This window comes from Cocleimonas flava (genome assembly GCF_004339015.1).
GTDB lineage: Bacteria > Pseudomonadota > Gammaproteobacteria > Thiotrichales > Thiotrichaceae > Cocleimonas > Cocleimonas flava.
This window is the reverse complement of the sequence record NZ_SMFQ01000003.1, coordinates 1,062,583-1,074,987: the sequence shown is the minus strand read 5'-3', so window position 1 is coordinate 1,074,987 and position 12,405 is coordinate 1,062,583. Positions and strand designations below refer to the sequence as shown.

Below are 12,405 nucleotides of genomic sequence, written 5' to 3'. Positions count from 1 at the left end.
AGGATTCTCACTTGATTAAGACAACTACACATCAATCAATAAATCAGTCCATTAATCCTTCCAATAAGCTATCAGCAAATCTTGGCTTTCTTTGGCAGGAACTCAGCTTGGTAGAAGGTATTCATGCTGCTGCTAACGCAGGTTTTGATGCAGTGGAATGTCACTGGCCGTTTGAAACTCCCGCAGAAGACGTCAAGCAAGCCTTGGAAGAGACAGGTTTGCCAATGTTGAGTTTAAATACATTACCAGGCGATCTTAGCGCAGGCGACTTTGGCGTATGCGCTATTCCAGAAAGAGAAAACGAAGCTCGTCAATACATTAAGCAAGCTGTTGATTACGCTGCACAGATAAACGCACAACACGTCCATGTGATGTCGGGCAAGATACCAGAAAAAGTGCTCCAAAGTGGGGGGGTGTCTAATGGTTATTTGGAATCCTGTTTTGATGTCTATTTGAGTAACTTAAATTACGCGGCAGACCTCGCGGCTGATCACGACATCGGTATATTGATAGAACCTATAAACCGTCAGGATATACCGGGCTATTATCTTTCAGATATTGAAACGGCTGTAGAAACCGTTGCCTGCTTAAGTCGTTCTAATATCAAAATCATGTTCGATTGTTATCACATTCAAGTCGCGCAAGGAAATTTGATGAAGAAACTCGAGCAATATCTTGAATATATTCAACATGTTCAGATTGCCGCAGTGCCATCACGACACGAACCCGATGAAGGTGAAGTGTGTTATGGCCGATTATTAAGCTGGTTATATGAATTGGGATATACGGGTTATGTAGGTGCAGAATATCGCCCAAGAGCGACTACAAATGAAGGTTTAGGCTGGATGAACTTTAAGGATAGTCGCTGTTAAATTACTCTCATAAAAAAGGCCCTCGAGAAATAAATTCAAGAGAGCCTTTTGTGTAGAGCTTGATGCGTTTTATTTTGGCATTAATACCGTGTCAATGACGTGAATTACACCATTACTCGTCATGATGTCGGTTTTGACTACTTTCGCGTTGTTGATCATAACGCCATTAGACGCATCAACCATCACATCTGAACCTTGAACAGTTGCCGCTGATTTCACTTTAACTACTTGGTCGGCTGTTACCTTTCCGGCGACTACGTGATAAAGCAGCATTTTTCTTAATGCCTCTTTGTCTGCGAGTAAGCCATTCAGTACGTCTGCTGGTATTTTTGCAAAGGCTTCATCGGTTGGGGCGAAGACCGTAAATGGTCCTTTACCTTTAAGCGTGTCTACCAATCCAGCTGCCTTAACCGCTGTAACTAAGGTGTTAAAGCTTCCTGCTTTAACTGCAGTATCAACAATGTCTGCTTTTGGGCTGTGTGCACCGACTTTAATAAAACTACCTTGAGCCATTGGGCTTTTATTTACTGCGTGGTTGTATTGTCCTTGCATCGAATGTTGCTTGGATTGTGCAGACTTCATTTTTTTCGAATAGTCACAATCACTCGCTGATGCCATCATTGGCACGGATACAAATAGGGTCGCAATTGCTGCTGTTAATAGTTTGGCATTTATCTTTGATTTTGAACCTGACTTTAACTTGTTTTTCATTTCATGTATCTCCGTATAGTTAGTGTACGAATCTTCGTACCGCCTACGCAGAGTATGCTGATGACTGTAAAAATTTTGTGAACTGGAAATGAAATTTTTGATTATTTTAAGATGACAATGAATGAAAGCAAAGTGACTAACTCCGTATGTTTTCAATTTACGTTTTAACGATTGAAAAACGAGTTATCATTCAAACGTGAGGTGTCATGTTCGATGTTATCTCACTCTGAGTTCGTACAACCAGAGCGCCACCGCAGCCAGTATTAATACGATTTGCGTGATAATAAAGTTGCTCAGTACTGTTCCCAGACTGGCGACGATAAAGCTCGCGGTAATACCATTGAAAACCATTTGAATAAAACTCTGCATTGCGGTTGCAGAGCCACGATTATTTGGAAAACAATTGATAATTTCGATGGTTAAAACAGGCATGATGACGGCAAGACCGAATGAATACAGCGCGAGAGGGGCGATCACGCGCACTATGGATATCTCAGCGAAGTAATTTAAACTCCAGTTAAAAATGGATATTGCCAGCATCAAGGTAATGAAAATAGTCAGTATTTGTATTGAGCTTAAAAAGTGAATCAGACGATTGGACACTACCGCGCCGAGCATAATTCCTGAAACCATCGGCACAAACAACACGTAAAAACTGCTCGCTTCTAAGCCTAATACATCAAATAATAGTGTCGGTGCTCCGGCAATAAACACAAAGAAGCTAGCGAAGGCAAACGCGAGAATAAAAACCAAACGTAAATAGCGAGGGCTTTGTAAAGTTCTTAAATAAACACGGCTAACTTCCTGAATTCGTATTGAGCTTCTGTTTTCATGAGGCAGAGATTCGCGCGCAACTATCACGGCATAAGCCATTACCACAATGCCGTAAATGGCTAGAAACCAGAATATAGAACGCCAGCCAAAGAAATCGTGCAGCCACCCACCAATTACTGGTGCGAGTGCAGGCGCGGCAGAAAATAACATCATCACATAGGCCATCGCCTTTTGTGCATCTTTGGTATCAAGTACATCGCGTACCATGGCACGACCAGCGATAAGTGCGCCGCCAACCCCTAAGCCTTGAAATACTCTTAACCATAATAAATGGTCGAAATCACTGGCTAATGCGCAAGCTGCTGATGAAATAAAGTAACTACCGAGTGAAATAATCATCACCGGTTTGCGCCCAATCCAGTCGGTGATTGCACCCCAAACCAATGTCGAAGCACCAAAAGCCATCAGATAAGCGCCCAGGGTTTTGGTCATCAAAATCCTGTTTACACCTAAATCAGCTTCCATGCTTTCAAAAGCAGGCAGGTAGGTATCGATACTAAAGGGGCCAACCATGGACATTAAAGAGACGAGAATGATCAAGTGCCATTTGGCGGTATGGTTTGCTTTAAAAGGTACAGCGTTCACAACAATTACTCTTATAAAACTAGGTGCAAAATGTAATCCAGAAAATACAGAAAAACGATAGGCAGATAGATATGAAAATTAGGTTCGAAAAGGCTAAAGAATAAAGCGTAGCCTATAGATTATTTAGTGTCAGAGATATTTTTAAGTGACAGCGGATTATCTGGATCGATACTGTCCATGAATGGCAATCTGCGATCGACATTTGTCACCTGATACACCAAACCCATCCAGTTAGCGAGGATAGCCGCAGCAGTATCGTGCCAGCTATTATCAATATGATCGAGTATTAATGCTTCAGGAAAAGCAGGTAATTCCTTGTTATTATTGATCGATTCAATCAAGCGATAACGAAATTCATTCAATATCGCCTGCGTGTGGATGTCAAAAACATTCAGCGGAAAAGGGGGATAATCCAGCTGTTCTCCTGCTCGCATTGCTTCAGCAAAACGACCGACTTCACGTTTGTATTCTTTCAATAAGCTAATGCTGTCGTATTCAGGGTGTCCCTGAAAATAGACGGTACGGAACCCATCCGGGCTAACCGCCATTTGTACGCCGGCTTCTTTGCTTTCAGCCAGAACATGTAAACCAGCCGCTTCAAACTGAGAGCGGTCGATTTGGTTAAAGCGTGAATGAGGCACATCAAAACGCGTATTAATGCCCTTAACCAAAGGATGATTTTTGTCTGTAACGCGATGACTAAATACACCCCAGCGCTTATAACCCAAACCATAACGAGCCTGATTGTATTGCAGTTCGAGCGCGGCATGGGTTGCCAAACACGAGCATAGTGTCGATGTTACATTTTCATGCGCCCATTGAAATACTTCGCTCAGTGGCTCCCAAAAAGGTTCTAGTGGAAGCTTGGGTTGAGAGACATTTGCGCCGGTTATGATCAGTGCATCAATACCCGCTTCTTTGATTTCTTCGAAGGTGTTGTAGTATTTATCAATGTGTTTTTGTGCTTTTTTGCCTCGTTCGAAAACGGGCAAACTAAATGGATGAACATGAAATTGTGCGATTGGGTTGCTCTCACCAATCAAACGATAAAATTGACGTTCAGTCGCCTGCATAGCCGTATCAGGCATCATGTTTAAAATACCAATATGCAGTGCGCGGATATCCTGTTTAGATGCTTGTCCGGGGCGCAGTACAACTTGTCCTTCATCGCGAAGGCGTTGAAACGTGGGTAATTTACTATGTTCGACTAATGGCATTTTTGTTGTTGGCTAGCTACTTTATAAAACCGGGTATCGTTAAAACGCGGTAGATTAATAAAGGCTAAGCCTGCTCCGTCATGGCTTTTTTCACTAATTCTAAAAAATCAGATTCGGTTTTAATCTGGTATAAATCTTCCGTTTTAATGGTGTAACCGTACTTTTGTGCAATCGCTTCATAGCGGGGAATGCGATTGTAGAATAGGCGTGGAAATACCCAGCGTACGAACTCATCTGGGTCTATCATCGCTACGTATTCTAGCTGGTTTTCTTCCATATAAATGGCAAGTTGTTCATCCAGGTATTCGGCGCGGTAATACATCGGTTTAGGTGATGCATTGGCACGATCGATAAGACGTTTTTCATCATCTTTATTCGCCTGAATGTACAAAATTATGGTGTTGTCTGCCAACATATCAAGTAGCGCGTCATCTTCTATTTCGCACAGGCTGCCGCCAGCATCGTTGATAAAGTTATTCAAACCATAAATTTGACGTGCTTTGCTCATGAATTCCGGCACATCTGACATTGCAGCATGCTCTGCATGATAGAACAGGTTTTGACGGCGCTTGAATTCTTCCAGCGATAAACCACCTAACTCAGGATCACCAATTTTGCCTAAGAAAGTCGACACGGCATCGAGGTTTTCAAAGGTCATATTATTGTTGATGTAGATCGAATCCGAACGCAATAGATCGCGCAGAAAAGGAACCTGCATCGCCTGAATTTTAATATTATCCAGAATCGGTTCGCTTAGGTAACGCGTTCCAATACGATAATCCCCGGAGTAATGAAACCAGCCGCTCTGGCGTAAAATATTCGACAAAAAGGTTTTGCCCACGCCCGACATTCCCAATAGGGTGATCGACTTATGTTCTAGTTTGTTAAATTCTTCTGCGCTTAATTTCACGGATACTGCTCTCTCAAATCTTTATTAATTCGATACTAATCATTAGTTTTGATCTAATGGTATCAGTCAGCTGTTAAGTATAAACGGAATCTTCGGAGAGAGAATTAAAAAATGCCCCCAAAGTAGGTGGGTGGCTTTTCTAGGCTCACCAAGAGCCAGAAAAGTCCATCGTAGATTCCGCAAGGAATCGTCGATGTACATTGATTGATATAAGACTAATGCATATTCTGACTCGAATTTTTTCGGAATGAGAGCTCACCAAGAGCCAGAAAAGTCCATCGTAGATTCCGTAAGGAATCGTCGATGTACATTTATTGGGGCATAACGGTAGGGGCATAACTGTTTTATTAATAGCGACATCAATAAGCAATTCAAAACGCACCGATCAGCAAATGCGATTGTCCGCTTTAAAAAATGATGACACTATGAGCAAATGGAACTTTATCAACTAAAATCATTTATCACGATTGCCGAAACTGGCAATCTCACTCAAGCCGCTGATCGTTTATTTATCAGTCAGCCTGCACTCAGTGCGCATATAAAAGCGCTTGAAGAAGAGTTTGATATCAAACTGTTTAATCGAATTTCAACAGGTATGCAGCTGACTGAAAATGGCGAAGCGCTAAAACTTAAAGCCTTGCAGATTTTAGAGTCGAGTGACGAGATTCGTTTGCAGGCCAAGATGCTGCAAAACAAAGTATCAACGCAATTACGTATTGGTTTGAATGCTGACGCGGTGTTTTTAAAGCTGGGTAAACTCATCGACGAATTGCGCACCCATCACCCCAGTGTTAAAGCGAATATTGTGGCGGGTAACACCCCCGTACTTATGGAGCAATTATCCAATGGCTCTCTGGATGGGACGTTCTTCTTCGGTCAAAACGATGATAAAGATCTGGAAAGTATCCAGCTAACAGAAACGACTATTCACATCGCTGGTTCAATTAAATGGCAAGATCAGTTATTGAATGAAGATATCGAAAGTCTCGCTAATCTGCCCTGGATCTATCCTGCGCCTCAATGTCCTTATCTTGATATATTGGATAGGTTGTTTGAAGGCATCGAGAAATCACCCGAATGGAATACGGAAGCGACCTCTGAAATTTATGTGAATGAGTTAATAAAGTCAGGAGCGGGCTTGGCATTAATTATGGAAGAAGAAGCACAACCCATGCTTGATAGAGGTGAAATCTGTGTCTGGCCCGGGGCTTCATTCAAGCTACCTGTTGGCTTTGCCTATCAAACGAAACGCAAACAAGATCCCGATATCGTGGTGTTAAGTGATATCCTGAAGCGATTATTCCGAGCAGTTTAAGTGCATAAATCAAACGCAATAGAGGTGTTATGTTTTACCTGATAGGGTCGATTCCCTTTTTAATAAGTGGCGTTGTTTGTCATTATTTAGCCAAAAACCGAGGAGCAAATACCGCTTTTTGGACAGTGATGGGCCTAGTGTTTGGTCCGTTAGCGATACCTTTTATGTTTCTGTCTGGAAGCGCTGCAAAATAGTGACTGAATCAGGTCGTCATCTAAAATGCATTCGTTTTTAATCCATAGAACTAAGTAATTCCTTGGTGCTCATAATCTGCGCATATTCACCAGCCATATTCGATAATGATATATCGTGAATTTGCTGAGCATCGTGCCACTTTCCCGAATAGTCCTTTTTACCGAAAGTAAAAGTCGCATCTGAAACGACCGTTGTATTAAATCCTAAATTACCCGACATACGCGCTGTCGCTTCTACCGAGTTATTGGTAATCACACCGATAATGACGACATCTTCAATATTTCTCGCACGTAAAATCTGCTCTAAAGGTGTATTTATAAAAGCACTGTTTGTGTGTTTTTCGATAACTTCTTCGTGTGTTTCAGGCTGGGCAACCGCTTTAAAATCATGCCCTTCCTGATGCGGCCGATAGTGAGAATCGGGTTCCACAGAGGTGTGTTTTATATGGATGATGGGCAAATCGTTGTTTCGCCAGTGCGCTAAAAGCGTTGCTATGTTTTCTTCAGCATCAAGATTATTGCGCTCGCCCCAATCGGGATGATCGATGGCTTTTTGTAAATCGATGAGAAGCAGTAACGGTTGATTTTTATGCGTGCTGTGGGTGTTATTCATATGATTAACAAGGTTACCTTAAAAAAGTCGTTTCAGTAGAGCATTAATCATTCTTGTGTTTACGTCGCATTGAAACCGGATAAATAACATGAAACTTAGAATATCGAAAAATAGAAACACCCCTGATTTCAAGAGTCTCCCACCTATAAAAAATTAAAATGAACCTAATGTAAATAGGCAACTACTAACTTGTCAGCAATCACTAGTGATTGCACTCAAGAATCTAATTGTGGTTTGTGGGAGGATCATAATATGGACAAATAACATGATTGGGGAATCATAAAATGAAAATTAAAATGCTTGCAGCATCACTGATCTTTGCGCTGAATACTCACGCTTCTGCTTTCACAAAAGCAGACGAATTGCTCAATGCAATTCAAACGCAGAATAAGCCATTAGTCGAGTCTTTAGTACGAAATGGCGTAAATCCTAATTTGGATGTTTCCGTTTATAACACGACACCATTAATGCATGCAGTAGACACTAGCACGGTCGCTATAGTTGAAAGCTTGATAAAGCACGGTTCCAAGGTTGATGTGGCAGATAACACCGGAACCACACCTCTAATTTATTCGATCAAAACGAATAAACAGGAGATTGCATCTTTGCTGATTCAGAAAAGCAGAAACATCAATATGCAGGATAACAAAGGTGCATCAGCATTGCATTATGCGGCAAAAAAAGGAAACGAGACACTGTTCAAACAGATTCTCAAAAGCGGTGGCAACTTAGCAGCGATTGATGCTTCTGGTAACAATGCCTTGTTTCATGCGCTTGAAGGACGAAATAAAAGAATCATCAATAAATTGATAGAAACCAAACAGTTTGATTTGGCGCATAAAAATAAATCAGGTGAGACAGCCATCAAAGTGGCACAGCGTGTTGGTTTGGTTGACGTTGCTAAACGTATTTCCAGAGGTAGAAATTAATCGTGACAGATTGATTTTTCGTTTCTCTGATAAAAAAATTTTGTAGATAGCAAGTTTTAAAGGTTATGTGAATCCACGTAACTTTCCGTTTTATTCAAATTTGAATGGGTCTAAAGGGTACCTGTTCAGGTTTGAATAAATATGACACCTTCCGGCTTTTGGGCTTCATCTCCCATGTAAACAGCTTAAAAGTTGGGAGGTGTCTTTTTTATTGCGCCATTATCTGGTGTTTGTCATCTAGTTTCGTTTAAAGTCACTAACTAAAAAAGCTATTACCAAATACTATTTATACAGTTCCATTCTGGATTGCATAAGCGATATAAAGTAAGCCCAAAATAATAAAAACATTAAACAAGAATGCAAAACGGTCTAAGCGCAAGGGGTTCAATAACGCTGATAATTTCGTCGCCAATTCCGGGTTTTCAATCCTGATGACTTTTATTATCTTCCCGGGAAAGTTACGGATAAACAAAGTCATGCTGGAAATAGCAAACATGCCTCCGATAACAACGAAGATAAGCTTTGCCATTTTAGCCGCTTGTTGTTCGCCGATGCTTTGTATTATTTGTTCTTCGTAATAATGTCCAATAATGCTAAGCAATACCATCAAACATAAGCTGAAAAACAATAAAAAAAGAAAGAATTTTGAGGGAGGTAATCGCATGTTTTTCAGTGGGCTGTTTTTATATTCGGCTTTTATATTCGACATAATGAAATTCGAGATAATGAAGCGACACTTTATGTCGTGCTAATCAATAGCGCAAATGCAAATAAATAATTATGAATTAAGAGCTGTATATAAACTTTCTGTAAACAGGTTCTTTAAAAAAGGTCTTCAAAATGGCTCTGCAAAAAATCTCTGTAAAAATGCTTTGTAAAAAAACGCCTCAAAGTAGGGGGGTGTGTTTGTTAAATTTGTATTTACTTAAAAGAGTGGATTCAACACTTTATGCGTCGAATTAAGACATTAACGCTGATTAAGTATTCCAGTTAAACAGGAAAAAAGCGCATCCGATAAGAAACAGTATCCAGCCCAGGAATGAAACCGAGTTTGTCGAAAGCCCTTCGCGGTGATCGCTAGCGAAAGATTCCATAAAGCCAAAACTTCCCAGAAACGCAAAAACACCGCTGAATACAATCAATACAAGCAGTAATCCCAAAACGGCTGCGGCTGCCAATCCATTTTGTTGTCCGCCGCTAAACCATTCGAATAATACAACGATGATGTAAATTCCGATTGCGGTTAGTTTGTGTTTTTCTATATATGGCATAGCGAGTTATGGCGTGACGAGCGCCTTGTTATTATTTTAGTCTTTATTATACCGTGATTAAAAGTTTGCGCCTTTTGAACCGATTAATGGAAAGTGATAATCAAGAACAGCTGATTCAAAATTCTATTATCCCAGCCGGATGATCCCAGCTTTCAAGCAATGTGAGCAAATCATCGCAACGCATTCTTGTAGTGTGGGTATTTCTGCAAGGATGCATATAAATCCATCCCTGTTCGATTAAAGCCTTCTCAATAAAGACTTGTACGCTGTTTGAATGATCATTGATTAACGCTAGCGGTGATACTGAACCAGGCACCACGCCAAGATATTGACCCAAACGTTCAGTGCTGGCAAACGATAAATGTCCGCCAGTGAGTTCTAATTTGTCGCGCAGTTCTTTTAACTCAATCATGCAATCTTGTTCTACCACTAATAAAACCATACGACCTTTTTTATTGCGTAAGAATAGGTTTTTGGTTTTTGCACCGGGTTTGTCGAAAGTCACTTTTTTGGATTGTTCCACAGTAAAAAGTGGTTCGTGGACTTTGGTTTCCTGTTCGAAGTTTAACGCTTCAATAGCGGCGATCACTTGATCGGGCGTTGCGGCTAAGTTGCCGTTTTCCAGAGTAATTGTTTCAGGGTTGGGTCTATCGGAATGGGCCATTGGTTTTATCTATCATTGGTTTAAGTGATTGCAGAATGATAGCTTAGAAAAAAAACGCCTGAAACCAGAGGGGTGTGTTTTATTAAAAAAAGGGGGGGGATTTTTATTATTAATTAATAAAATCGTAAAAAATTTAACAGTGTTCTTAAGCTTTTCAACTATTCTTCAATTAAAAAGGAGTCTGGAACACATGCAAGAATATGATGAGCTAGCAGCAGAGCTTGGAGACAGAGCCAATAAAATGGTCGAAGGAGAACAGCTGTGGATAGGGCTTGCAGGTAGCCCAGGTAGTGGGAAAAGCACGCTTGCTGCAGAATTACAAAAACGCCTAGTGGATTTGTTGCTCGTCATTCCTCTTGATGGCTACCATTACTATCGAAGCGAGTTGGATCAAATGGATGACCCCGCAGAGGCTCACATGCGAAGGGGTGCGCCTTTTACGTTCAATTCGGCCAGATTCACCAATGAGCTCATTGAGGCTAAACGTTCGGGCGAGGGCTCCTTTCCCTCGTTTGATCATCGCATCGGCGATCCTATTGAAGATGATATAAAGCTGTTGAAACCCCATCGGATTGTGCTGGTCGAAGGAAATTATTTGCTTCTGGATGCTGATCCCTGGAGTCAATTACGAGATTTAGTATTTGATGAAGCATGGTATCTGAATGTCTCTGTGGATGAATGTAAGCGACGATTGATGAAACGTCATGTGGACGTTGGTTTAAGTGAAGAACAGGCTTTACAAAGGGTTATGACCAGTGATGGCATGAATGCAGAGCTCATAGCGGCAGAGTCACCGGCAAATGCTGGCAGACTCGTTCAGCTTGCTACTTTCATCGCATAATCAAAAAAGCGAAGCTCTACGTATTAAGGTCGTACTTTCCGTATATAAAAAAGCGGTATATAAAAAACGTTAATAAAAAAATGTATATAAAAAACCACGGAATCAACGGATAGCTACTACGATAGTATTTGTATCTAAAATAAAACAATCTGTTTTAGCTGCAAAACGAATATGTTGTTAAGAGAATCTAGTGAAATAAAATGTTTTCTAATCTTTCAAATACAGACTCTTTTGGGGTTATGGCAATATTTTTTGCCATATTTTTAGGTGGAGTCCTTAAAGGCGCAACGGGTGTGGGAATGCCCATAGTTGCCATACCCGTGATCACCGCGTTCTATGATATACGTCTTGCGGTCACTATTCTGGTTGTTCCTAACATCCTCAGTAATACACTGCAGATTTATAAATACCGAAACTACAATCTGGAACCCAAATTCACACGTAATTTCGCTATTGCCGGATTATTAGGCGCGGCACTAGGTACGATGATGCTTGCCTACGTGCCAATAGATCAACTGAATATCTTAATGGCGCTCATTGTAATCGCCTATATCGTATTAAGGCTGACCAAGCCCGTGTTCCAACTGCCGCTTGAACGTGCAAAAAAATTAGCCTGGTTTGCAGGTCTGAGTGGAGGAGTGTTGCAAGGAGCCCTCGGTATCTCAGGCCCTGTATCGCTTACCTTTCTTAACGCTATTAAGTTAAACCGGTCGGTGTTTATTTTTACGATATCGGTATTCTTCATCGCAATGTGCGTCGCTCAAATACCATTACTAATAGCCTACGGCTTGATGAATGTTCAAACCTTTGTCGTAGGTTTGCTTGCCTTTATTCCATTGTTTGCAGGTTTGCCTGTCGGTGAAATGATTGGCAGACGAATGAATGCAGTCGTGTTTGATCGGGTAATCCTGGTGCTGCTTTCTGTGCTGGCGCTTAAGCAGATTATTGGTGTTATGTTATAGAGTTAATGCTTGGTGATTGAGCGGTAATGAAATTAAAGATTAGATAATCATTGCATAAAAAAGTGCCTGTAAGTGGGGAGGTGGCTTTCTTAGGCTCATCAAGAGCCAAGAAAGTCCGTCGTAGATTCCGTAAGGAATCGTCGACGTACGATGGTCGATCTTGAAAGCTAAATTTGTTACTAGGTCTTGAGTGGTTTTTTTTCGCTGCTTTGTTGGTTGATTGCTCTCCTCGTTTATTGGTTCACCTCATCGAGTTACTTTCTTTTCAATACAGCAAAAAGAAAGTAACCAAAGAAATGCTGTTAATTTTAAAACATCATAGTTTTAAGTGAAGGGGGGAAATAATGGGGCTGAAGGAAACTCGCTCATTCTTCGCTGAAACAACCTTCATCCTGATCCATTATTTCTTACCTTGTAAATTTATACTGTAGGTTATATATAATCTAATTTTATGGATCGTATTTAAGAAAACTTAAAAGCAGGCTTT

The 12,405-nt window shown here is 40.9% G+C and carries 14 protein-coding genes; 6 read left to right on the top strand and 8 right to left on the bottom strand.

Features of this window, described 5'->3' with window-relative positions:
- Window positions 1–11: 11 nt before the first annotated feature.
- The gene (locus EV695_RS10870; protein WP_207907050.1) at window positions 12–872 is read left to right on the top strand and encodes a hydroxypyruvate isomerase family protein; all 861 of its coding nucleotides are present in this window, start codon (window positions 12–14) and stop codon (window positions 870–872) included.
- 69 nt (window positions 873–941) lie between these two features.
- Here EV695_RS10870 and EV695_RS10865 read toward each other — a convergent pair whose 3' ends face one another.
- The 4 genes from EV695_RS10865 to EV695_RS10850 form a co-directional block, all read right to left on the bottom strand.
- Complete coding sequence (locus tag EV695_RS10865; protein ID WP_207907049.1) at window positions 942–1,583, bottom strand: fasciclin domain-containing protein; 642 nt, start codon at window positions 1,581–1,583, stop codon at window positions 942–944.
- A gap of 216 nt (window positions 1,584–1,799) precedes the next feature.
- A complete protein-coding gene (locus EV695_RS10860; RefSeq protein ID WP_131905941.1) occupies window positions 1,800–3,002 on the bottom strand; it encodes a multidrug effflux MFS transporter in 1,203 nt (400 codons plus the stop codon).
- Between the two features lie 119 nt (window positions 3,003–3,121).
- Complete coding sequence (metA, locus tag EV695_RS10855; RefSeq protein ID WP_131905940.1) at window positions 3,122–4,219, bottom strand: homoserine O-succinyltransferase MetA; 1,098 nt, start codon at window positions 4,217–4,219, stop codon at window positions 3,122–3,124.
- 64 nt (window positions 4,220–4,283) lie between these two features.
- Entirely contained in the window at window positions 4,284–5,129 is an 846-nt protein-coding gene (locus EV695_RS10850; RefSeq protein ID WP_131905939.1) for an ATPase, read from the bottom strand.
- 433 nt (window positions 5,130–5,562) lie between these two features.
- Between EV695_RS10850 and EV695_RS10845 the strand changes: the two genes are divergently transcribed.
- Both EV695_RS10845 and EV695_RS20165 read left to right on the top strand, forming a co-directional pair.
- The gene (locus tag EV695_RS10845) at window positions 5,563–6,444 is read left to right on the top strand and encodes a LysR family transcriptional regulator (RefSeq protein WP_131905938.1); all 882 of its coding nucleotides are present in this window, start codon (window positions 5,563–5,565) and stop codon (window positions 6,442–6,444) included.
- A gap of 29 nt (window positions 6,445–6,473) precedes the next feature.
- Entirely contained in the window at window positions 6,474–6,638 is a 165-nt protein-coding gene (locus EV695_RS20165; protein ID WP_165874684.1) for a hypothetical protein, read from the top strand.
- Window positions 6,639–6,675: 37 nt separating this feature from the next.
- Here EV695_RS20165 and EV695_RS10840 read toward each other — a convergent pair whose 3' ends face one another.
- On the bottom strand, window positions 6,676–7,251 hold the full coding sequence (locus tag EV695_RS10840; protein WP_131905937.1) for a cysteine hydrolase family protein: 576 nt from the start codon (window positions 7,249–7,251) through the stop codon (window positions 6,676–6,678).
- Between the two features lie 284 nt (window positions 7,252–7,535).
- Here EV695_RS10840 and EV695_RS10835 point away from each other — a divergent pair, with 284 nt between their 5' ends.
- Window positions 7,536–8,180 carry an ankyrin repeat domain-containing protein gene (locus EV695_RS10835; protein WP_131905936.1) on the top strand — a complete coding sequence of 215 codons (645 nt, stop codon included), beginning with the start codon at window positions 7,536–7,538 and terminating at the stop codon, window positions 8,178–8,180.
- A gap of 286 nt (window positions 8,181–8,466) precedes the next feature.
- On the opposite strand, the gene EV695_RS10830 is transcribed toward EV695_RS10835, so the two are convergent.
- From EV695_RS10830 to EV695_RS10820, 3 genes are all read right to left on the bottom strand, one after another.
- Window positions 8,467–8,889 carry a hypothetical protein gene (locus EV695_RS10830; RefSeq protein WP_131905935.1) on the bottom strand — a complete coding sequence of 141 codons (423 nt, stop codon included), beginning with the start codon at window positions 8,887–8,889 and terminating at the stop codon, window positions 8,467–8,469.
- 268 nt (window positions 8,890–9,157) lie between these two features.
- Window positions 9,158–9,451 carry a hypothetical protein gene (locus EV695_RS10825; protein ID WP_131905934.1) on the bottom strand — a complete coding sequence of 98 codons (294 nt, stop codon included), beginning with the start codon at window positions 9,449–9,451 and terminating at the stop codon, window positions 9,158–9,160.
- A 115-nt stretch (window positions 9,452–9,566) separates the two neighbouring features.
- The gene (locus tag EV695_RS10820) at window positions 9,567–10,115 is read right to left on the bottom strand and encodes a prolyl-tRNA synthetase associated domain-containing protein (RefSeq protein WP_131905933.1); all 549 of its coding nucleotides are present in this window, start codon (window positions 10,113–10,115) and stop codon (window positions 9,567–9,569) included.
- A gap of 28 nt (window positions 10,116–10,143) precedes the next feature.
- Here EV695_RS10820 and EV695_RS10815 point away from each other — a divergent pair, with 28 nt between their 5' ends.
- Both EV695_RS10815 and EV695_RS10810 read left to right on the top strand, forming a co-directional pair.
- On the top strand, window positions 10,144–10,956 hold the full coding sequence (locus EV695_RS10815; RefSeq protein WP_207907048.1) for a nucleoside/nucleotide kinase family protein: 813 nt from the start codon (window positions 10,144–10,146) through the stop codon (window positions 10,954–10,956).
- 200 nt (window positions 10,957–11,156) lie between these two features.
- Entirely contained in the window at window positions 11,157–11,918 is a 762-nt protein-coding gene (locus tag EV695_RS10810; RefSeq protein ID WP_131905932.1) for a sulfite exporter TauE/SafE family protein, read from the top strand.
- The last annotated feature ends 487 nt before the right edge of the window (window positions 11,919–12,405 follow it).